Genomic DNA, 22322 nt, shown 5'->3' on the forward strand with positions numbered 1-22322 from the left:
GATGCCTCCGTGTTTCGTGGGAACGTTAGAACAGCGTGATGGGGAGACCGAGATATCCTACCTCTACTACTCGACCCAGAGAGCCGTGTATCACATCACGCGCTCTCTTCTTCCTCGATATACGACTCGAGTTCTCCGACTACTTCCTCAACCACGTCCACTCCGAGCCGTCCCTGAACGTTTCTCGTTTGGTCGTGCTTGATCGTTCCGACCGTCCACGGTGAGATGTAACTCGTCTGTGGCGATCCCCCGTATACCCAGTCACTCGCTGTGAGCCGACGATTCCCCGGATGGGATTTCGTCGTCAGAATCATCGCTATATATTCGGAGTCGGCGTACGGGAGCGAGTCGTTGCTGATGAGTACCCATGGGCGGGGATTCGACCCGCTTCGATACGGGTCGACCGCCCATATCACATCCCCACGCTGGTACGTCATTTGTCCTCACTGTGTTCGTCGTAGGGGTTTTCCGCGTGTTCTAGCCACTCCCCCATATCCTCGTCCGGAAATCGTTCGTCGGCGGTTGCGAACGTCTGTGCCATCGCTGCATACGATGCCAGTCGGTCGTCTTCCCCGATCGTCCAATACTTCCCCTTGTGCCTCACGAGTCCGCGCTCTTCGAGCCGCGACAGCACCGGCCCGACACTTCCTGCTTTCACCTCGGTCCCCTCGATGATCTCGTTTTGCCGAAACGCCGCGTCGGGGTGTTCGGAGAGGAACGTGAGGACGATCTGGGCGTTCGACCCTTCTGTGAGGTCGAGCGCCTTCTCGGGGAGTTGGTCGAAGTCGTCAGCGGCGATCGGCATGGTCGTGTACTACAACGTATTCGAGGATATTAAAACCCATTTTACTGCATTACAGCAGACCAGCTATGGAATCATACGAATCCGCGCTATGAACTCACGGAGCACTAATCGACGAGTAAGAGCATTTCTGGAAATAGAAAAATCCGTGTCGCCCTGTTGGTAGAAAATGGGCTGCCCACGGGGTAAGATAGTGCCTTCTAGCTCTCAGGCTGACCCTGTAAGCAGGAGGGTGGCTACCGACAGGGGTGATTTCAGGTCGGATGCTGTCGGCTGCGACTATTGAAGCGGCTTAGAAGCCGAAGAGCGGGTACTGTGGTGAGAACAGCCGTATTTCCAACGACAAAGCTCGCTACGGGGACTATTGGGGGTGCGAACGTCCAGATAGCACCCAAGATAGTGAGTACGGCTACGCCGATGGCGATGATCCGTCCGCCAATTCCTATTCCTGTGAACCACTTATCGACCCTGTGTCCTACCGAGGTCTGCGAACCGACGTGGGCGAACAGCATTCCTACTATCCCAACACCGAACCATACCAAAGAGACAGCTCGATTTTCAGCGAGTTGTAGGGCCGGCCCGGTTATAATGAGGAGCCCTAAAGCGATTTCGTAGAACAAACGTTTGTTACTTGCTTCGGAAGCGGGCGCGCTCCAGTCGACCATAATTCACCTACAATACCCTCCCCATATATGAAACAGGACGAACCCACTGCCGTATGAACGACGTGCTCCAGCGGTCGCTGACCGCATCTACATCACTGTGGGAGCCTCACGGCCCCCTTGGAGGGTCAGCGGGATAAGTATGAGCACGAAGACCGTGGAAGCTGCTCCTCACGCAAGTGCACGGGGTTGTACGAACCCGGAACGCCGCCCCTTCATTTTGCACACAGGATCGACAAGACCGTGTCCGAGATTTCCCGCTCGGATCCAGTAATTCACGCCGACCGGAGCTGTGACCGAGTGACCACCAGCGTTCTTTGTGTGCTCTTCTGAGCGAGCCACCCACTCAGAGACGCTTTCCGGCCCGTGTGCAAAGTTGGGTACGTTATCCTGCAGCAATAGTGTACATCCCAAGTACGGCCGACGATCCTCCAATCACTCCAGCAGGAATTTGGAACCCATCGATCCACAACATCGCTCCGAGGAAGTACCCGAACAACACTGTGAACGTTGCGGACCACTGCCATGACCACCAGTCTTCGTCCGTGCTCGCGGTTGCTTCCATAAGTCGTATTGTGTAGCTACAGTACTTATAATAGGATGTCAATGATCCCACGCTGCTGTATAGCGTGATCTCCGGTGGTTCTCGCTGGGTCGGTTCGATTCTCGGCGTTGTGCTGTTGCTGGAACGGTTCGTCGTGTCGGCCTTCTCGACTCTCAGTAGTCCGGTGGTCTGCTACTCCCTGGTTCACACTCCGTTAGTCACGGCCCGGATCGACGGGCTCGGCACGCGTGGACCACGGTTTTATACACGTTGCGCTCGTGGCCACGATCCATGAGTGAAGCCGATGCGGAGGGGCTCGTGGACCTCCCGCCGAGCGCGAAGCTGGTGTTCAAGGTCCTCGAGTACAACGGCACCCTGACCCAGAAGGGGATCGTCGAGGAGTCGATGCTGTCGGCGCGCACCGTTCGGTACGCGCTCGAACGCCTCGAAAACGTCGGGGCGATCGACGAGGACGTCTACTTCGCCGACGCCCGCCAGAACCTCTACGAGATCGCACCCGACACCCTGCCGGAGGCCGACACCGCCGTCTGCGACGACTGAACTTCTGTCGGAGAAACCGCCCGAACCAGACCGAACCCGGTCCGTCTACCGCCTGTTCTCGATGTCGACGGTGCCCGAGAGGTCGACCTGTGGGTAGGGGATGTCGATCCCCGCGGCGTCGAAGCGGTCCTTGACGTTGGTGACGTACTCCCCGCGGGTCTTGAGGAAGTCCGCCCGGTTCGGGTCGGCGATCCAAAAGCGCGAGACCAGACCGACGTAGGAGTCGGCGAGCGGGTTCTCGCTCATCCGCACCGTGGGTGCCGGGTCGCTGAGGATGTCGGGGTGGCGTTCGGCCTCGTCGAGGATGATGTCCGTGGCCTGTTCGATGTCGTCCTCGTAGCCGATCCCGAAGGTGAAGCTGATCCGGAGTTCGTCCTTCGCGACCGGGTTCTTGATCACGTCGCCCGTGAGCACCGCGTTCGGCACGGTGAGGAGTTCGTTGTCGAAGGTTCGCACTCGTGTCACCCGGAAGGAGATGTCCTCGACCACGCCGGAGTAGCCGTCGCTCGGGCCGCCCCACTCGATCCAGTCGCCGATCCGGAAGGGGCGGTCGGTGTAGATGAACACCCCGGCGACGAAGTTCGAGAGGGTGTCCTGGAGCGCCAGCCCGATCGCGAGGGTCGCGGCGGCCGCGATGGCGGCGATCGAGGTGAAGAAGCCGGTGAGTCGTCCGGCCTTGAACGCGACCGCGAGCGCGACGAACCCGATGAGGATACGAAAGAGGCGCTTGAGCGGGCGTTGCTCGTGGGCGTCGAGGCCCTGGCGACCGAGCGCACGGCTGAACAGCGGGACCGCGACGGCCCGTCCGACCAGGTAGACCGCGACCAGCGCGACCACGAACGAGATCGCCGCCCCGAGCGGTTTCGCGTACGTCCCGGCCACGCCGAACTCCCGGAGGGTCCGCCCGACCACGCCGATCCCCTCGATGTTGACCTCGGGCACTGTACTGTTGTTGCCGGTCGCTGTTCCCGCCTGGAGCACGCCGAACTGGACACCGGCCATCAGTGGTAGGTGGCGGTGTTGCCGCGCGTCTCGATCACCTCGGCACCCACCCGATCGGCGAGTTCCGCCGTGAGTTCCTCGGTGGTCGTCCCGCCGCGCGCCGACCGCAGGAACTTCACCTTCACGAGGTCGCGCTCCTTCAACTGACTGTCGAGTTCGTCGGCGACGCTCTCGATCCCGGCCTTCCCGACCCGGAGGGTGGCGTCGACGCCGTGGGCGCGTTCCCTGCGCGTCTGCTCGTCGCTCGTCATGTCCCGCTGTCGTCGCTCCGCGGGGGTAAGCCTATTCATACGGGTAGCGCGCCTGGGAGCCACAGTCACACGTGATCACGACGTGCCCGCTTCGGGTTCGGACCCGGCAGTTCCGACCGGGCAGGAGATATCGATCGCAGGCGTCGCAGGTGAAGCGTTTGAGTTCTCGTGGAAGCGACAGTCGGTTTCGCTCGCCGATCCGGCGCGCCCGCCGGACGTACTCGCGCGCCCGGTCGTCGTGGCCCTCGCTGGTCGCCTTGTGGGCGAGGTCGGCGAGCCGGTCGATGCGTTCCTCGGCGAGCGTCATCGGATCGTGGCTGGGCGGGCGGCGTACTTGTCGGCTTCGCGTTCCGGTGGAGTTATTCGGCCCGCCGGCGCGCTCTCGCTGTGCGCGCGCTCAACTACCTCGAACTCGAAGGCCCGCTCCAGCGCAGCGGCTGGGGCACCGCCGCCGCCCAGCAACGCAAGGCGCTCGCGACGACGGAGATCGAGGTGCTCACGTCGCCACTGCGCGGCGGCGACCTCGAAGGGGCCGCGACGTCGCTTCTCACCGGCGAGGGCCTCGTCGCCGACTACGACCTCGCCCACTGCAACGCGCCGGGACCGGCGAGCCTCGCCGTGGCCCGTCACGCGAAACGCAACGATATTCCCCTGGTGCTCCACGCTCACATGACCGCCGAGGACTTCGGGGAGTCGTTTCGGTTCTCCTCGGAGATAGCCCCCTTCCTGAAACGGTATCTCCGGTGGTTCTACTCACAGGCCGACCTCGTGCTCTGTCCCAGCGACTATACAAAACGAATTCTCGACGACTATCCGGTCGAGGCCCCCATCCGAACGATCACGAACGGGGTCGACCGCGACTCGCTCGCGGGCCACGAAGACCTCCGTGCGGAGTACCGCGAGCGCTTCGAGTTGGGGGGAATGGTGGTGTTCGCGCTCGGCAACGTCTTCGAGCGCAAGGGGCTCACCGACTTCTGTCGGCTCGCCGAGGCCACGGAGTACGACTTCGTCTGGTTCGGCCCCTACGACACGGGTCCACAGGCCTCGGAGACGGTCCGGCGCTGGACCCAGCACCCGCCCGAGAACGTCCGATTCACGGGCTGGATCGAGGACAAACGCGGCGCGTTCGGCGCAGGCGACGTCTACCTCTTTCCCACCAAGAACGAGAACCAGGGCATCGCGGTGCTCGAAGCGATGGCCTGCGGGAAGGCGGTCGTGCTGCGGGACATCCCGGTGTTCGAGGAGTTCTTCACCCACGGCGAGGACTGCCTGAAGTGCGAGGATCGGGAGGAGTTCCGGGCGGCGCTCGACCGGTTGGCCGAGAACCCGGACCTCCGAGCACGACTCGGCGAGGGGGCGCGCGCGACCGCCGCCGAGCACAGTCTCGAACGGGTCGGGCGGGAGCTCTCGAGGGTCTACCGGGAAGTCACAACGGCTTAGTTCGCGCTCCCAGAACCGACGGGAAATGCCGCCCCACGTCGCCGCCTTCACCGACACGTATCTCCCGACGGTGAACGGCGTCACCTACACCATCCGGGTGTGGCGCGACCGTTGGCGGGCACGGGGCGGCCGGATGGACGTGGTCTATCCCGCGGCCGACGGCTACGACCCGGACCCCGACGAACACCCCGTTCGAAGCCTGCCGTTCCCGTTCTACGAGGACTTCCGCGTCGGCGCGCCGTCGGTTCCCGATGGGGTCGAAACGGCCGACGTCGTCCACGCCCACACCCCGTTCGGGGTCGGGCTCGGTGGGCTCCGGCTGGTTCGACGGATCGACGCGCCGTTGGTGGCCTCCTATCACACCCCGGCGGCGGAGTACGCGGGCTACCTCGCGGAGGGCTGGCTGATGGACGCCGTCGCGCGCGCCGGCAACGCCTACGAACGGTGGTTCCTCGGCCACGCTGACCACGTCGTCGTCCCGAGCGAGGTCGCGCGGGCGGAACTCGAGTCGCGCGGCATCGGACCGCTCTCGGTGGTCTCGAACGGCGTCGACATCGAACGGTTCGCGCCGACGACGACGGACTTCCGCGCCCGGCACGACCTCCCCGAGGACCGCCCGCTGATCGGTTACACCGGCCGCCACGGTTTCGAGAAGAACCTCTCGGACCTCCTCGCGGCCGCGGCGGGGACCGACGCGACGGTCGTGCTCGGTGGCGACGGCCCGGCGCGAAAGACCCTCGAAACCGAGGCGGCGGAGCTCGACGCCGACATCCGATTCCTCGGGTTCCTCGAACGCGAGGAGCTCCCCGAATTCTACAACGCGCTCGACGTCTTCGGGTTCCCGAGCCCGGTCGAGACACAGGGACTCGTCGCGCTCGAAGCCATGGCGTGTGGCACCCCCGTCGTGGGGGTCGACGCCGGCGCGCTCACCGAGACCATCGACGAAGGGGAGACGGGCTATCACTACCGACCGGGCGACATCGCGGGCTTTCGCGACACGCTCGGGCGGGCGCTCGCCGACCGCGACCGGCTCGCCGAGACCTGCCGTTCGCGCCGCGAGGGGATGGGGGTCGACCACGCGGTCGACGCGCTCACGGACGTCTACGACACCGTGGGCGTCGAGTAGCGGCGTTCAACCACGACGAGTGGGTGGAACGACCAACCGTCGTCGGAACCCGAAGGCTCTGAAAGCTACAGTCCCTCCGGTCGATATGGCACCCACCAACCGCCAGTTCGTGCTGGGAAAGCGACCCGAGGGCACCCCCGACCGCGACACCTTCGAACTCGAAGCAGTCGAAGTACCGGAGCCCGAGTACGGCGAGGTGTTGATCCGGACGCTCTACCTCTCGGTCGATCCCTACATGCGCGGCCGGATGGACGAGGCGGAGTCCTACGCCGAGTCGTGGCAGGTCGGCGAGCCGATGGAGGGCGCGGTCGTCGCCGAGGTCGTCGAGTCCGAGCACGATTCGTGGGACGAGGGCGCGTTCGTCACCGGCGACCTCACCTGGAGCGAGTACGCCACCGCCCACGGCGACCGGCTCTCGCCCGTGGAGCCCGGCAAGAACCTCGGGCTCGAAGCCCATCTCGGCGTGCTCGGGATGCCCGGCAGAACGGCGTATTTCGGGACGCGCGACGTGCTCGACCCCTATCCGGGCGATACGGTGGTCGTCTCGGGCGCGGCGGGTGCGGTGGGGTCGACGGTGGGCCAGATCGCGAAACTCGCCGGAACGCGCGTTATCGGCTTCGCCGGCTCCGAGGAGAAGGTCCGATATCTCGAGGACGACCTCGGATTCGACGTCGGGATCGACTACACGGAGACCGACGACTACCGCGCCGCGCTCGACGAGGCCGCACCGGACGGCGTGGACAGATACTTCGACAACGTCGGCGGCCCGATCTCGGATGCGGTGTTCACGAGGCTCAACGTCGACGCGAAGGTCGCAGTCTGCGGGCAGATAGACACCTACAACGCGACCGAAGCCCCGACCGGGCCCCGAAAGCTCCCGATGGTCATCGCGCCGCGCGCCACAGTACAGGGCTTCCTGGTGTTCGACTACCAGAGCCGCTTCCCCCAGGCCACCGAGCACCTCCGCGAGTGGGTGGCAGCCGGCGACCTCGACCACCGCGAGACCGTCGTCGAGGGGTTCGAGAACGCGCCCGACGCCTTCCTCGGGCTCTTCTCGGGCGACAACATCGGCAAACAGGTCGTGAAGGTCGCGGAGCCGGAGTCGTGAAGCGGATCGACACCCGCGAGATGGGCGAGTTCTTCGACGTGGTGGGCGAGACCGAGCGCTCCCAGGCCGCGACGATGGCCCTCGACCCCGGCCAGTCGACCGGCGGCCCCGAGAACCGCCACCCGGACAGCGACCAGTGGTGCTACGTCGTCTCGGGCGCGGGCTCGGCGGTGGTCGACGGCGAATCCACCGCCCTCGAAGCGGGCTCCCTCGTCTGCATCGAGGCGGGCGAGACCCACGAGATAACCGGCGAGGGCGACGAGCCCCTCCGGACGGTCAACGTCTACGCGCCGCCGACGTACTAACTCGTCAAAGGTCGCCGTCAGTCCGACTGCTTTCGCCGTTTTCGGCGCTCTCGGCCCGCCCTCGGTGTTCGAACAGCTTCACCGATATCGGAGGATCCGGCCGGCACCAAACTTTATTATCGTTCCTTATGAATGGGTCTGAGTGATGACCGCACACCGGACCGACCGTCGGATCGGGGAGCCGGCCCCTGGCTATCGTCGTCGACCGCCCGACCCGCCGACATCGAACGGGGCGCGTCGATGAACGGTCTCGCCGGGGTTCTGGTCGCGGTGTTGCCGCTGGTGGCCATCGCGGTGTTGATGGTCGGTCTCTTTTGGCCGGCGACGCGCGCGATGCCGGTGGCGTGGCTGGTCGCCGTCGCCGCCGGGGCCGTCGGCTGGGGGATGAGTCCCCGCTGGATCGCGGCGGCGACCATCAACGGCTTCATCACCGCCACCCAGATCCTCTGGATCGTCTTCGGCGCGATCCTGCTGTTGTACACCCTGAAGCAGACGGGGGCGTTCGACGCCATCAGCGGGGGGTTCGCCGCGGTCAGCGACGACCGCCGCGTCCAGGTGGTCCTGCTCGTCTTCCTGATGGGGTCGTTCATCGAGGGCGCGGCGGGCTTCGGCACGCCGGCGGCGGTCGTCGGACCGCTCCTCGTTGGACTGGGTTTCCCGCCGCTCGCCGCGGTCGTGGTGGCGCTCACGGGGAACCTGATGGCGATCACCTTCGGCGCGGTCGGCACGCCGCTGATCATCGGGCTCGAGGACACCTTCGCGTCGAGCGAGGCGATCCGGTCGACGGTCACGGCGGAGACGCCGTACACCATCGCGAGCTGGGTCGCCGAGATCGGGGCGTGGGCGGCGACCTACCACGTCATCGTGGGTATCGCGGTGCCGTTCATCGGGGTCGCGATGATGACGCGCTTCTTCGGCGAGGAGCGCTCCGTCCGCCCGGCGCTCGAAGTGTTGCCCCTCTGTCTGTTCTCGTGGGCCTCGTTCGCGGTGCCGTACTGGCTCACCGCGATGTTCCTCGGCCCGGTCTTCCCCGGCCTCGTCGGCGCGATGGTCGGCCTCGCGCTCACAGTGGGCGTGCTTAGGCTCGGCTACCTCCACCCCGACGAGGAGTGGGACTTCGGCGACCGCTCGGCGTGGCCCGACCACTGGGTCGGCGACATCGAGCCCGGCGAGTCCTCGACCCGGAGCGGGGCCATCGCGGCCGACGGCGGCACCGCCCAGGCGATGCCGCTCTGGAAGGCGTGGGCCCCCTACGCGCTGCTCGTGGTCCTCCTCGTCGTCACCCGAACGGTCGACCCCATCTCCACGTTCCTCCAGGCCAACGGCGTCCTCGTCTGGTCGGACATCCTCGGGACCGGCCTCACGAACGACCTCGCGGTGCTCTACCTCCCCGGCGCGGCGTTCGTCTTCGTCTCGTTGCTCACCATCGGCTTCCACCGGATGAGCGGCGACGAGGTCCGGGGCGCGTGGCGCGAGACGGGTGAGAAGATCGCACCGCCGGTGGTCGCGCTGTTGTTCGCGGTCGCCACGGTCCAAGTGATGCTCCAGTCGGGAGCGGCGACGGGCTCGGACAGCATGCTGATCGTGCTCTCGCAGGCCACCGCCGACCTCGCCGGCGGGATCTACCCGTTCTTCGCACCGCTCGTCGGCGCGTTCGGGGCCTTCCTCGCGGGGTCGAACACCGTGAGCGACATCCTGTTCGGCACCTTCCAGTACGGTGTCGCGACCGACATCGGGACGCCGCGAACCATCATGCTGGGTGCGCAGGCGGTCGGCGGGGCGATCGGCAACCTGATCGCGGTCCACAACGTGGTCGCCGCGCTCGCGGTCGTCGGCCTCGTCGGCGAGGAGGGCCGGGTCATCCGGCTCGAACTCATCCCGCTCGCGTACTACGCGACCTTCGCTGGCCTCCTCTCCCTGCTGTTCAGCTACGTTCTCTTCCCCGGAACCTTCTGAGCCCCGTCCACTGCCTTCGTTTCGTCTCGAACCCGACCACGACCCCAGGGGTCGGATAGCCGACGCGAGTTTATGCCTCCACGGTGAACGTGTGGTACCGTGACAACCGAGTTCGCCGCGCTTCCGCACGACGACCCCGCCGAGCACGATGCGAGCTACGACTATCAGGGCAACGAGGTCGAACGGCCCGACCTCCTCGCGGCGCTCGACTCCCGAACGGCGGGCGACGTTCGCTTCGACACCTACTCACGACAGCTCTACGCAACCGACGCGAGCGCCTACGAGATGACCCCGGTCGGGGTGGTCTTCCCGGAGTCGACCGCCGACGTTTCGGCGGTGATGACCTACTGCGCCGCGGAGGGGATCCCGGTGCTCCCGCGCGGCGGCGGGACGAGCCTCGCGGGCCAGGCGGTCAACGAGGCGGTCGTGCTGGACTTCACGCGACACATGGACGGGATGGTCGACATCGACCCCGACGGCCACACCGCCCGCGCCCAGTCGGGCAGCTACCTCGGCGACATCAACGAGGCGCTCGCGGAGTGGGACCTGAAGTTCGCGCCCGACCCCGCGTGGGGCGACAAGAGTTCGCTCGGCGGCGCGATCGGGAACAACTCGACTGGATCGCACTCGCTGAAGTACGGCAAGACCGACGCCTACATCGAATCCTGCGAGGTCGTGCTCGCCGACGGCAGCGTGACGGAGTTCGGTGAGCTCCCTCTCGACGAGCTTCGTGACCGCGCCGACCCGGAGGGGGACCTCGAAGCCCGGATCCACGCCGCCGTCGCCCGGGTCGTCGACGAGGAGAGCGAGGAAATCGAGGAGACCTATCCCGACCTCAAACGGAACGTCTCGGGCTACGACCTCGACATGCTGGTCGCCGACGCGAAGTCGGGTTCGGTGAACCTCGCGCGATTGCTGGCGGGGAGCGAAGGTACCCTCGGGATCGTCACCGAGGCCACCGTCGCGCTCGAACCCGTCCCCGAGACGAAGGCCGTGGCGCTGTTGACCTACGACTCGCTCGTCGACGCGATGGAGGACGTGGTGGCGATCCTCGACCACGATCCGGCCGCGGTCGAGGTGATGGACTCCGTCCTGCTGGACCTCGCGCGCGACACCAGCGAGTTCGCGGACGTGGTGGGGATGCTTCCTGATGGTACTGATTCGGTGCTGCTGGTCGAGTTCTACGCCGACTCCGACGACGACGGACGACGCAAGACCGCGGACCTCATCGCCGACCGGGTGGGTGGCGAGACCGAGGTCGAGCCGAGCGAGGGCGCGACCGAGACGACGGGAAAAGCACGCTACGCGAACGCGGCGATGGAGGCCCACGACGCCGAGACGCGCGCCCAGTTCTGGAAGATGCGGAAGTCCGGGCTCCCGATCCTCCTCTCGCGAACCACCGACGCGAAACACATCTCGTTCATCGAGGACTGCGCGGTGCCCGCCGAACACCTCCCGGAGTACGTCTCGGGCTTTCAGGAGATCCTCGACGAACAGGACACCTTCGCGAGCTTCTACGCCCACGCGGGGCCCGGCGTGCTCCACATTCGGCCGCTCGTCGACACGAAGACCGTCGAGGGGCTTCGCCAGATGGAGGCCATCGCCGAGGGCGCGACCGACCTCGTGGTCGAGTACGGCGGGTCGGTCTCGGGCGAACACGGTGACGGCCGCGCGCGGACCCAGTGGAACGAGAAGCTGTACGGCGAGCACCTCTGGGGCGTCTTCCGCGACCTGAAGACCGCCTTCGACCCCGATTGGCTGTTGAACCCCGGCCAGGTCTGTGGGCTGCCGCCCGCGGAGGGGTCGGACGGTGCGGATGGGGACAGCGAACTCCCGGACCTCACCGAGAACCTCCGGTTCGACCCCGACTACGAGTTCGAGGCGGGCTTCGAGACCGAACTCCGGTGGGAGAACGAGAACGGCTTCCAGGGGATGGCCGAACTCTGTCACGGCTGCGGGGGCTGTCGGGGCCACCAGTCGACGACCGGCGGGGTGATGTGTCCGACCTATCGCGCCTCCGAGGAGGAGGTCACCTCGACGCGCGGCCGGGCGAACCTGCTCCGGCAGGCGATGAGCGGCGACCTCGACGACGAGGCCGTCGACGTCGAGTTCATGCACGAGGTGATGGACCTCTGTATCGGCTGTAAGGGCTGTGCGAACGACTGCCCGAGCGAGGTCGACATGGCGAAGCTGAAGACCGAGGTCACGAACGCCTACCACGAGCGCCACGGCGCGAGCCTCAGGGACCACCTCTTCGCCAACATCGACTCGCTCTCGGAACTCGGGAGCGCCCTCGCGCCGCTCTCGAACTGGGGCACGAAGCTCCCCGGCGCGCGGAGCCTGCTCGAACAGACGGTCGGGATCGCGACGGACCGGACGCTCCCCACCTTCCACGGCGAGAGCTTCGAGGACTGGTTCGAGAAACGAGGTGGCGCGCAGGTCCCGGCGGCCGAGGCCGACCGTCGGGTCCTGCTGTTTCCCGACACCTACACCAACTACAACCACCCCGAGGCCGGGAAGGCCGCCGTGCGAGTGCTCGAAGCCGCCGGGGTTCACGTTCGACTCCCGTTGGGAGTGACCGACAGCGGCCGCCCCGCCTTCTCGAAGGGGTTCATCGGGCAGGCACGTGCGGCCGCCGAACAGAACGTGTCGGCGCTCGCGCCGCTGGTCCGGCGGGACTGGGACGTCATCGTCGTCGAGCCCTCGGATGCCGTGATGTTCCAGTACGACTACCCCGATCTGCTTCCGGCCGACGACCGAAGCGTCCCCTCGGGGACCGTGCCGGCGGGCGAGGGTGGCGACCAAGCGATCGCGGACGGGGGTGAGCGAACCGACGAACGGCGAAGCCGGAAGCGAAGCGAGTCCGACCGTGGGATCGCCGATGTCGAACTCGTGGCCGGGAATTCGTACGGGGTGCTCGAATACCTCGACCGCTTCCGGCTCGACGAGGCGATCGACTTCGGCGAGCCCACGGAGTCGCTGGTCTACCACGGTCACTGTCACCAGAAGGCCACCAAGAAGGGCCACCACGCGGTCGGGGTGCTCCGGCGGGCGGGCTACACCGTGGACGCGCTGGACTCGGGCTGCTGTGGGATGGCCGGCTCGTTCGGCTACGAGGCCGAACACCTCTCGATGAGCCGGGCGATCGCGGGCGTGCTCTACGACCAGGTCGAGGATAGCGACGCCGAGCGGGTGGTCGCGCCGGGGGCCTCCTGCAGAAGCCAGCTCGGCGAGCACGAGGGCGAGGAACCACCACACCCGGTCGAGAGCCTCGCCGACGCGCTCGCCGAGTAGCGGAATCCCGGCACTGGCTGGCCTCCGGGTCCGCGATAGAGCCGACGTCGGAACGAAGTTCGTTCTATCGAAGACACATCTCGGATAAAGGTACTGCCTCTGTGAGTCCCGGTAATATAATCAATGTTAGGAATGTTGTTATCTATCGTCATAGAACTTAACCGCTTCAACCACGGAGCGTGGCCATGGCCGTCGAAGACGAATACTACGACCCAGCGGGTTTCGAGACCTCGGTCGACGCGCTCGGCCACGACCACACCGACGTCGCGGAATACCGCGCCCTCGCCGACGACCTCCGCGAGACCGTCCGCGGCGAGGTCGATTTCGACGAGTACGCGCAGGTGCTCTACGCGACCGACGGCAGCATCTACCAGGCCCGGCCCGCGGGCGTGGTCTGCCCGCACGACATCGAGGACGTCCGGGCGGCGGTGCGGGTCGCCGCCGACCACGACACCCCCGTGATCCCGCGCGGCGCGGGGTCGTCGCTCGCGGGCCAGGCCGTCGGGCCGGGCTGTGTCGTGCTCGACATGACCCGCCACATGGACTCGATCCTCGATGCGGACCCCGACGGCCAGACCGCGACCGTCGAACCCGGCGTCGTCCAGGACCACCTCGACGACCACCTCGCGGAGTGGGACCTGAAGTTCGCGCCCGACCCCGCCTCCTCGAACCGCGCGACGATCGGGGGCGGCATCGGCAACAACAGTACGGGAGCTCACTCGGTGCGCTACGGGATCACCGACGCCTACACCGAGGAGCTCCGGGTGGTGCTCGCCGACGGGTCGCTGACCCACACCCGCGAGATCGTGCTCGACAGTCCCGAGTGGGAGTCAGTGACGAGCGGGGACGACCGCGAGGCCGAACTCTATCGCGAAGTCAGAAGCCTGGTCGAGGAGAACGCCGACGAGATCGAAGCGAAGTACCCCACCCTCAAGCGCTCGGTCTCGGGGTACAACCTCCAGAAGGTGATCTACGAGAACGACATCGGCGAGGAGGTCATCAACCTCTCGAAGCTGTTCGTCGGGGCGGAGGGGACGCTGGGCGTCATCGTCGAGGCCACCCTGGCGCTCGTGAGCAAACCCGAGACCACTGCGCTCGCGCTCTACTGCTTCGACGACCTCGTGGACGCGATGGAGGCGGTGCCCGAGGCGCTCGACTTCGACGTCAGCGCGGTCGAGTTGATGGACGACGAGGTGTTCCGGCTCGCGAGCGAGTCGACGGAGTTCGCCGAGTACGCCGAACCGATCCCCGAGGGGACCGCGGCAGCGCTGATGCTGGAGTTCGACTCCGAACTCTGTGACGAGTTCGAGGACGCCATCGCGGCGACCAACGACTTCTTCGTCGAGAACGGTGCGGCGTTCGACGTTCTCGAAGCCTACCTGCCGGACGAGCAGGCCGACATCTGGAAGCTCAGGAAGGCCGCCATTCCCCTCCTGATGAGCCTCGAAGGCGACCCGAAACCCTACCCGTTCATCGAGGACGCGACGGTTCCTCCTGAAGAGCTCGCGGTCTACGTCCAGGAGTTCGAGGCGGTCCTCGACGACCACGACACGTCGGCGGCGTACTTCGCCCACGCCGGGTCGGGCACGCTTCACATCCGCCCCATCCTGAACCTGAAGGAGGGCGAGGGCATCGAGGCGATGCACTCGATCTCGGAGGACGTCACGTCCCTCGTGCTGAAGCACAACGGTGCGTTCTCGGGCGAGCACGGCGACGGCCTCGCACGCACCGAGTTCAACCCGAAGATGTACGGCGACCAGCTGTGGAGCGCGTTCCAGGACCTCAAACTCGCTGCCGACCCCGACCGGCGGATGAACCCCGGAAAAGTGGTTTACTGGGACGACGACCCGGCTGACATGCGCGAGCACCTCCGGTACGGGGCCGACTACGCCTCGCTCGAACCCCGGACGGAGATGGACTTCGGCGAGGACGGCTTCTCGCACGTAGTCGAACTCTGCAACGGCTGCGGGACCTGCCGACAGACCGACTCGGACACGATGTGCCCGACCTATCGCGCCTCGAAGGAGGAGATCCAGGCCACCCGTGGCCGGGCGAACATGCTCCGGGCGGCCATCTCGGGCGAACTCTCGGAGGAGGAGATGTACTCCGAACGCTTCCAAGAGGAGGTGCTCGACCTCTGTGTGGGCTGTAAGGGCTGTATGAGCGACTGTCCGACCGGCGTGGACATGGCGAAGTTGAAGGCCGAGGTCAAACACGACTACCACGAGCGCGAGGGAACCGGCCTGCGCGAGCGCGTGTTCGCCAACATCGACTCGCTCTCGGCGCTCGGGAGCGCGCTCGCGCCGCTCTCGAACTGGGGACCGAAACTCCCTGGCGCGCGTGCCGCGATGGAGCAAACGTTGGGGATCGCCGCCGAGCGCGAACTCCCCCACTTCGAACGGGAGAGTCTGGAGAAGTGGTTCGATGCTCGGGGTGGATCGAAGGTCCCGCTCGCCGACGCGGAGGCGAAAGTCCTGCTCTTCCCGGACACCTACACCAACTACAGCAACACCAAGCCGGGCAAGGCCGCGATCTTGACCCTCGAAGCCGCCGGGGTCCACGTCGAGATCCCCGATGGAGTGGTTTCGAGCGGCCGTCCCTCCTACTCCAAGGGGCTGCTCGACCTCGCGCGCGAGCGGGCCGAGACCAACGTCGCGGCGCTCGAGTCCTACGTCACCGACGACTGGTCGGTGGTGTTCACCGAACCCTCGGACGCCGTGATGTTCCAAGACGAGTACCTGAGTTTGCTCCCTGACGACGAGGCCACCCACCGGGTCGCGAGCGCGGCCTACGGAATCCTCGAGTACATCGACGTGACGCGTCTCGACGAGGCGATCGAGTTCGACGAACCGCAGGAATCGATCTCCTATCACGGCCACTGCAACCAGAAGGCGATGAACAAGGACCACCACGCGGTCGGCGTGATGCGGCGGGCGGGCTACGCGGTCGAACCGCTCGATACGGGCTGCTGTGGGATGGCGGGTTCGTTCGGCTACGAGGCCGAACACTACCAGCTCTCCCAGGCCATCGGTAACATCCTCTTTCGGCAGGTCGAGCAAAGCGACGCCGACGGTGTCGTCGCGCCGGGCACCTCGTGTCGCACCCAACTCGGCGACCGGCCGGGCGAGTCGGCTCCCCGACATCCGATCGAGAAGGTCGCGCTCGCCATCGCGCGCTGAGGAGGACGGGAATTTCAGGGAGTTCGAGTTACCACTCGGCGACGCTGCCATCGTCGTGCCGCCAGATCGGGTTGTGCCAGTCCACCGGTTCCGCCGACTGGGCTTCGATGTGGTCCTCGTCGAGGTCGACCCCGAGCCCCGGTTCGTCGAGCACGTCGACGAAGCCGTCCTCGTACTCGAAGACGCTCGGGTCGGCGAGGTAATCGAGCACGTCGCTGGTCTCGTTGTAGTGAATGTTGAGACTCTGCTCCTGTATCAGCGCGTTCGGCGAGCAGGCGTCGACCTGGATGCACGAGGCGAGCGCGAGCGGCCCGAGCGGGCAGTGGGGCGCGAGCGCGACGTCGTAGGCCTCGGCCATCGCGGCGATCTTCTTGACCTCGGTGATCCCGCCGGCGTGCGAGAGGTCGGGTTGGATCACGTCCACCGTTCCGTCCTCGAAGACCTGTTTGAAATCCCACCGCGAGAACATCCGCTCGCCCGTCGCGATCGGCGTGGTGGTGTGGCCCGCTATCTCGGCGAGCGCGTCGTTGTGCTGGGGCAGGACGGGTTCCTCGATGAAGAACGGGTCGTAGGGTTCGAGCGCCGCCACGAGCCGTTTCGCCATCGGCTTCGTGACGCGCCCGTGGAAGTCGACCCCGATGTCGACCTCGGGGCCGACGGCCTCGCGAACGCTTCGGAGGCGGTCGACGGCTTCCTCGACCGCCGCGGGCGAGTCGACGCGCCGCATTTCGGGGGTGGCGTTCATCTTGAGCGCCGAGAAGCCCGCCTCGACCTGCTCGGCGGCGGCCTCGCCCACGTCGGCGGGTCGGTCGCCGCCGATCCACTGGTAGACTCGGATCCGGTCTCTCGCCCGCCCGCCGAGGAGTTCGTGGACCGGCGCGCCGAAGCGCTTGCCCTTGATGTCCCAGAGCGCCTGGTCGACCCCCGCGATGGCGCTCATGAGTATGGGCCCCCCTCGATAAAAGCCGCCGCGGTACATCGCCTGCCAGTGGTCCTCGATCCGGCTCGGGTCCTGGCCAAGCAGATAGCTATCGAGGAGTTCCTCGACGGCGGCCCCGACGGTCTTCGACCGGCCCTCGACGACCGGCTCGCCCCAGCCGACGAGGCCGTCGCTCGTCTCCAGTTTGAGGAACAGCCACCGCGGCGGCACCTCGTAAAGTTCGTAGTCGACGATCTCGGTCATCGTCAAGACGCTTCCGCACCCGCCCGAATGAGCGTTTCGAGTGGTCGGTTCGCGTCTCCGTGCGCCACGATAGCACGTTCAGCGACGGCCGCGAACTGCCCGGCTTTTTACCCCCGGCTTTCGTAGCCGGCGGATATGGCACCGGAGATCACCCGGATCGAGACCACCGAGTTCAGCTATCCGCTCGAAGACGTGGGGTCGGACACCGGCTTCAACCTCGTCTACGACCCGGGCGAGACCACGAATCGACGGCTGTTCTCGATCCGCATCCACACCGACGACGATATCACTGGTGAGTTCATCGGCGGGAACTCGCCCGCGTTCGCGGAGTTCCACGAGGTCGCCGATTACCTCATCGGCAAGAACGCGCTCAACCGCGAGCGCCACTGGTCCGAGATGAAGCGCGGCCTCCGGAAGTACGACCGGATGGGGATGGGCCCCGTCGACATCGCGCTCTGGGACCTCGCGGGCAAGTACTACGACGCCTCGATCTCGGAGCTCCTCGGGCGCTACCGCGACCGGCTCCCGACCTACGCCTCGACCTACCACGCCGACGATAACGGCGGACTCGACTCCCCGGAAGCCTACGCCGACTTCGCCGAGGAGTGTCGCGAGCTGGGCTACGGCGGGTTCAAGATCCACGGGTGGGGCGGCAGCGACGAGCGCCGCGACGTCGACCGCGAGGTCGAGACCGTGACCGCGGTCGGCGAGCGCGTCGGCGACGACATGGACCTGATGATCGACCCGGCCTGCGAGCTCGAGACCTTCGGCGACACCATGAAGGTCGGCCGTGCGTGTGACGAACAGGAGTTCTTCTGGCTCGAAGACCCCTACCGCGACGGCGGTATCTCCCAGCACGGCCACCGGAAGCTCCGCCAGAACCTCGACACCCCGCTGCTCCAGACCGAGCACATCCGCGGGCTCGAGGTCCACACCGACTTCGTCGATGCCGAGGCGACGGACTTCGTTCGTGCCGACCCCGAGTACGACGCGGGCATCACCGGCGCGATGAAGATCGCCCACATGGCCGAGGGCCACGGGCTCGACGTGGAGATCCACTCGCCGGGGCCCGCTCAGCGCCAGTGCATGGCGGCCATCCGGAACGCGAACTACTACGAGATGGCGCTCGTCAACCCCGAGTGCGACAACACCCAGCCCCCGATCTACGAGGGCGGCTACGAGGACCAGCTCGACACCGTCGACAGCGAGGGCACGGTGCCCGTTCCCGATGGACCAGGACTGGGCGTCGAGTACGACTGGGACTACATCGACGGGCAGAAGAAGGGCGGCCGGACCTACGAGTAATCGAACCCGCTCGCTCGACGGATTTTATTAGGCCGGCGCACGAACTCGTTCGGGTATGGTCCACTCCACGTGGGGCGACTGGTTCGTTCGCGACGAGGTCGAGGCCGTCGAACCCGATGGCCTCTCGATATGGTATCTCGGCTGTAACGGCTACGTCCTCCGGACACCCGAGACGACGGTCTACCTCGACCCGTACTTCGGGGACGGCACCCCGCCACGTACCATCCGGATGATCCCCGTGCCGATGGACCCCGCCGATGCGACGCAGTGTGATGCCGTCTTCGTCACCCACGAACACATCGACCACATGCATCCACCGTCCTACGGCCCGCTGGTCGAGGACCTCGGGGCGGACATCTACGCCCCCGAGGCGTCCTACGACGAGCCCGACTACGATGGCGAGATGCGCGCCCCGGACGACCGAAAGAACGTCGTCGAACCGGGCCAAGACATCGAAATCGGCGACCTCTCGATCCACGTTCGCGGCTCGAACGACCCAGACGCGATCGAACCCGTGAGCTACGTCGTCGAACACGACTCGGGCACCTTCTTCGCGGCGGGCGACTCCCGACCCGCGGAGGCCTTCTCGGACATCGCCGACGAGTTCGACATCGACCTCGGGGTGCTCGCCTACGGCACCGTCGGCAACATCTACCACAGCGAGGACGACCCCACCGCGACCTACCCCACCGACTGGTACAACGACGGCAACCAGGTCGTCGAGGCGGCGAACGACCTCGACCTCGACAGGTTAGTTCCGGTCCACTGGGACATGTGGAAGAACGTGGGGGCGGACCCGAAGACCATCGCCGAGTACGCGACCTCCTTCGCCGCCCCGCGCGTGGTCGAGACCATCAGCATCGGCGACCGGCTCGATATCGACCGCCCGGGCGTCGTTGGCGTTCGCGACCTCAGGGAAAGCCAGCATCGGACTTAAGCCGGCGACGGCCACAGAGGGTGGCATGGGAACCGCGAACTTCGACTTCAGCGACGAGACCGTGATCGTCACCGGCGGCAGTGCGGGGATCGGCCGGGCCATCGCGCTCGGGTTCGGCGAGGCCGGGGCCACCGTGATAACCGCCGACGTCCGCGAGGACCCGAAGATGGAGGGCGAGGACGTCCCGACCCACGAGCTCATTTCCGAGTCCAGCGGTACGAGCGAGTACGTCGAGACCGACGTCTCGGACCCTGCGGCGATCGAGTCCGTCGTCGAGGCCGCCCATGAGTACGGGGGTGTCGACGTGATGGTCAACAACGCCGGCGTCCAGCACTCGGAACCCTTCCTCGACGTCGAGCAGGAGGACTTCGACCTACTCCACCACACCAACATCCGGGGAGCCTTCTTCGGGACCCAGGCCGCCGCTCGGGACATGATCGACCGCGACGAGCCGGGGAGCATCGTCAACACCGCCTCGATCTCCTCGGAGGTCGCCCAGTTCGGTCAGGTCCAGTACGACTCCACCAAGGGCGCGATCAAGATGGTCACGCGCGGCGCGGCGCTCGAACTCGCCGAGCACGACATCCGCGTGAACGCCATCGGCCCGGGCCAAATCGCCACCGAGTTCACCGAGGGCTGGTCCCAGGAGGCCCAGGAGGCCGCGAGCGAGGGCGGCGAGGGCTTCATCAAGCCCGTCCCGCTCGGTCGTGAGGGCCACCCCGACGACAACGCGGGCGCGGTGCTCTTCCTCGCGAGCGAGGATGCCTCCTACATCACCGGCCAGCTCCTCTTCGTCGACGGCGGCTGGACCGCGATCTAACCCCCCACCTTTTGCTGCGGTCGCTCACTTCGTTCGCTCCCTGGCAAAATGTGGATCAAAAGCCTCCTCCTTCCCTCCGGTCAGTCGTCGGCCCGCTCGCTCCCTCCGCTCGCTCGCGGTACAATCACTACCCCCTCCACTCAGCACCGCTGCCGCAAACCGCACAGTACCGCCTCCGCCGAAACCCTCGCGCCCTCCGGGCGCTCGCCCTTCATCCGCCAGGTTCCGCAGCTATCGCCGCGCCGCTCCCGCACCGCGGCCGCGGCGGGCCGCCCACCGCGCGGGCGGCTGGGATTCGATGGGACGGAGCCACTGCTATTGCTACTGAGCGTGAGAAAAGAACGGCGCGTGGAACGCCGAAAGCGGCGAAAGAACGCGCTGTCTAGTACGAGTCGTAGACCGTCTTGATGATGGTGAAGTAGTTCATGCCTTCCTCGCCCTGCTCGCGGTAGGTCTCGCTGGAGGAGGCGTTCATCCCGCCGAACGGGACGTGGAGTTCGAGGCCGGTCGTCGCCTCGTTGACCTTCACGATACCGAAGTCGATCTCGTCGACGAACCGGTTGGCCTCGGAGTGGTCGTCGGTGACGATACCGGCGGCGAGACCGTACTCGACGTCGTTGGCGAGTTCGATGGCCTCGTCGATGTCGGAGTAGGTCAGGACGCCGACGAACGGCCCGAAGACCTCCTCCTGCATCACGGTCGCGTCACTGTCGAGCCCGGAGAGGACGGTAGGCTCGACGAAGTGACCGTTCTCGAACTCGTCACCCTCGGGTTCGCCGCCGCCGTACTCGATCGTCGCGCCCTCGTCCTCGGCGGTCTGGATGTAGTCCAGGGTGTTCTCGAGTTCGCTCTCGCTGGCCTTCGGGCCCATGCCGGGGTCCTCGACGCCGTGACCGATCTCGGTGTTCTCGGCACGCTCGACGAGCGCGTCGACGAACTCGTCCTCGACCGACTCGTGGACGATGACCCGCTCGGTCGCGGTACACGCCTGGCCGGTGACGCCGAAGGCACCACCCGAAACGATGTCGGCGGCCTGCTCGATGTCGGCGCTCTCGGTGATCACGGTCGGGTTCTTCGAACCCAGCTCGGTCTGGATGCGCTTGTGGGCGTCGGTGGCCTGCTCGTAGATCATGTCGCCGACTTGGCGGCTCCCGGTGAAGGAGACGGCGTCGACCTCGTCGTGTGTGACGATTGGCTGGCCGACGTTCTCACCGCTGCCGGTCAGGACGTTGACCACGCCGTCGGGAACGTCGTGTTCCTCGGCGGCTTCGGCCATGCACTCCATGACCTTGAGGTAGACCGTCGGGGCTTCCTTCGAGAGTTTACAGACGACGGTGTTGCCGGTCGCGAGCGCGGGAGCCATCTTCCAGGCCGGGATCGCGATGGGGTAGTTCCACGGCGTGATCAGGCCGGCGACACCCATCGGCTCGCGGACGGTGTAGAGGTTCTGGCCCTGGGCGCTCGGGTTGTAGCTCTCGCCGGCGTAGTCCATCGCGCGCTCGGCGAAGTAGTAGAAGATGTTGACTGCGCGGCCGGTCTCACCGGTGGCCTCGGAGAGGGTCTTGCCCTCCTCTCGCGAGAGCGTCTCGGCGAGCTCGTCGCGGCGCTCGTCCATCTTCTTCGCGGTCGTCCGGAGGAACGCCCCGCGGTCGGGACCGGGGGTGTTCTTCCAGGCGTCCCGCGCGGCCGCGGCGGCCTCGATGGCCCCGTTGGCGTCGGCCTCGCTCGACTGCTGGCACTCGGCGACGATCTCGGTGGTGTCCGAGGGGTTGACGACCTCGAAGGTCTCGCCGGTCTCGCTGGCGCGCCACTCGCCGTCGACGTAGTTCTCGAAAGTCTGTGTCATC

Annotated in this window: 18 protein-coding genes; 11 read left to right on the top strand and 7 right to left on the bottom strand. The window is 66.5% G+C overall.

The features are described 5' to 3' along the window. Nucleotides 1-95: 95 nt before the first annotated feature. Together D3261_RS11010 and D3261_RS11015 are read right to left on the bottom strand one after the other, a co-directional pair. On the bottom strand, nucleotides 96-437 hold the full coding sequence (locus D3261_RS11010; protein WP_120072324.1) for a type II toxin-antitoxin system PemK/MazF family toxin: 342 nt from the start codon (nucleotides 435-437) through the stop codon (nucleotides 96-98). Next, entirely contained in the window at nucleotides 434-805 is a 372-nt protein-coding gene (locus D3261_RS11015) for a helix-turn-helix domain-containing protein (protein WP_120072326.1), read from the bottom strand. Before D3261_RS11015 ends, D3261_RS11010 begins: the two co-directional genes overlap by 4 nt. A 1494-nt stretch (nucleotides 806-2299) precedes the next feature. Between D3261_RS11015 and D3261_RS11025 the strand changes: the two genes are divergently transcribed. Then, entirely contained in the window at nucleotides 2300-2569 is a 270-nt protein-coding gene (locus tag D3261_RS11025) for an ArsR family transcriptional regulator (RefSeq protein WP_120072331.1), read from the top strand. A gap of 45 nt (nucleotides 2570-2614) precedes the next feature. Here D3261_RS11025 and D3261_RS11030 read toward each other — a convergent pair whose 3' ends face one another. Genes D3261_RS11030 through D3261_RS11040 form a run of 3 tightly spaced genes read right to left on the bottom strand, consistent with a single transcriptional unit; the run spans nucleotide 2615 to nucleotide 4129 of the window. Continuing rightward, nucleotides 2615-3571, bottom strand: a complete 957-nt coding sequence (locus D3261_RS11030; protein ID WP_120072333.1) for a mechanosensitive ion channel family protein — start codon at nucleotides 3569-3571, stop codon at nucleotides 2615-2617. Next, entirely contained in the window at nucleotides 3571-3822 is a 252-nt protein-coding gene (locus tag D3261_RS11035; protein WP_120072335.1) for a YhbY family RNA-binding protein, read from the bottom strand. The genes D3261_RS11030 and D3261_RS11035 overlap by 1 nt, the downstream gene beginning before the upstream one ends. Before the next feature lie 31 nt (nucleotides 3823-3853). Continuing rightward, nucleotides 3854-4129 (bottom strand): ribonuclease P protein component 4, encoded by a 276-nt coding sequence (locus tag D3261_RS11040; protein ID WP_120072337.1) that lies wholly within the window; start codon nucleotides 4127-4129, stop codon nucleotides 3854-3856. 80 nt (nucleotides 4130-4209) lie between these two features. On the opposite strand from D3261_RS11040, the gene D3261_RS11045 reads away from it, so the two are divergent. The 7 genes from D3261_RS11045 to D3261_RS11075 all read left to right on the top strand — a co-directional run bounded on the left by D3261_RS11045 (nucleotide 4210) and on the right by D3261_RS11075 (nucleotide 16230). After that, a complete protein-coding gene (locus D3261_RS11045) occupies nucleotides 4210-5262 on the top strand; it encodes a glycosyltransferase family 4 protein (RefSeq protein WP_120072339.1) in 1053 nt (350 codons plus the stop codon). 25 nt (nucleotides 5263-5287) lie between these two features. Next, nucleotides 5288-6388 carry a glycosyltransferase gene (locus D3261_RS11050; RefSeq protein WP_120072341.1) on the top strand — a complete coding sequence of 367 codons (1101 nt, stop codon included), beginning with the start codon at nucleotides 5288-5290 and terminating at the stop codon, nucleotides 6386-6388. A gap of 85 nt (nucleotides 6389-6473) precedes the next feature. Continuing rightward, nucleotides 6474-7496, top strand: coding sequence for an NADP-dependent oxidoreductase (locus tag D3261_RS11055; protein ID WP_120072343.1), 1023 nt, complete (start codon nucleotides 6474-6476; stop codon nucleotides 7494-7496). Next, nucleotides 7493-7801: a cupin domain-containing protein gene (locus tag D3261_RS11060; RefSeq protein ID WP_120072345.1), complete on the top strand. Its 309-nt coding sequence runs from the start codon at nucleotides 7493-7495 to the stop codon at nucleotides 7799-7801. Before D3261_RS11055 ends, D3261_RS11060 begins: the two co-directional genes overlap by 4 nt. Nucleotides 7802-8041: 240 nt before the next feature. Then, complete coding sequence (locus D3261_RS11065; protein ID WP_120072346.1) at nucleotides 8042-9757, top strand: L-lactate permease; 1716 nt, start codon at nucleotides 8042-8044, stop codon at nucleotides 9755-9757. A gap of 99 nt (nucleotides 9758-9856) precedes the next feature. Beyond that, nucleotides 9857-13051: an FAD-binding and (Fe-S)-binding domain-containing protein gene (locus D3261_RS11070; protein ID WP_120072348.1), complete on the top strand. Its 3195-nt coding sequence runs from the start codon at nucleotides 9857-9859 to the stop codon at nucleotides 13049-13051. Between the two features lie 185 nt (nucleotides 13052-13236). Then, a complete protein-coding gene (locus D3261_RS11075; RefSeq protein ID WP_120072350.1) occupies nucleotides 13237-16230 on the top strand; it encodes an FAD-binding and (Fe-S)-binding domain-containing protein in 2994 nt (997 codons plus the stop codon). Nucleotides 16231-16258: 28 nt separating this feature from the next. Here D3261_RS11075 and dgoD read toward each other — a convergent pair whose 3' ends face one another. Beyond that, the gene (gene dgoD / locus D3261_RS11080; protein WP_120072352.1) at nucleotides 16259-17413 is read right to left on the bottom strand and encodes a galactonate dehydratase; all 1155 of its coding nucleotides are present in this window, start codon (nucleotides 17411-17413) and stop codon (nucleotides 16259-16261) included. Nucleotides 17414-17548: 135 nt separating this feature from the next. Here dgoD and D3261_RS11085 point away from each other — a divergent pair, with 135 nt between their 5' ends. The 3 genes from D3261_RS11085 to D3261_RS11095 are packed head-to-tail and all read left to right on the top strand — an operon-like array spanning nucleotide 17549 to nucleotide 20475. Then, nucleotides 17549-18718 carry an enolase C-terminal domain-like protein gene (locus D3261_RS11085; RefSeq protein ID WP_120072354.1) on the top strand — a complete coding sequence of 390 codons (1170 nt, stop codon included), beginning with the start codon at nucleotides 17549-17551 and terminating at the stop codon, nucleotides 18716-18718. Nucleotides 18719-18773: 55 nt separating this feature from the next. Further along, entirely contained in the window at nucleotides 18774-19655 is an 882-nt protein-coding gene (locus D3261_RS11090; RefSeq protein ID WP_120072356.1) for an MBL fold metallo-hydrolase, read from the top strand. Nucleotides 19656-19680: 25 nt separating this feature from the next. Next, on the top strand, nucleotides 19681-20475 hold the full coding sequence (locus D3261_RS11095) for an SDR family NAD(P)-dependent oxidoreductase (protein WP_120072358.1): 795 nt from the start codon (nucleotides 19681-19683) through the stop codon (nucleotides 20473-20475). A gap of 382 nt (nucleotides 20476-20857) precedes the next feature. Here D3261_RS11095 and D3261_RS11100 read toward each other — a convergent pair whose 3' ends face one another. Further along, complete coding sequence (locus D3261_RS11100) at nucleotides 20858-22321, bottom strand: aldehyde dehydrogenase family protein (protein WP_199693996.1); 1464 nt, start codon at nucleotides 22319-22321, stop codon at nucleotides 20858-20860. Nucleotide 22322 lies beyond the last annotated feature (1 nt).

This window comes from Halococcus sp. IIIV-5B (assembly GCF_003602035.1).
In the GTDB taxonomy this organism is placed as follows: Archaea; Halobacteriota; Halobacteria; order Halobacteriales; family Halococcaceae; genus Halococcus; species Halococcus salsus.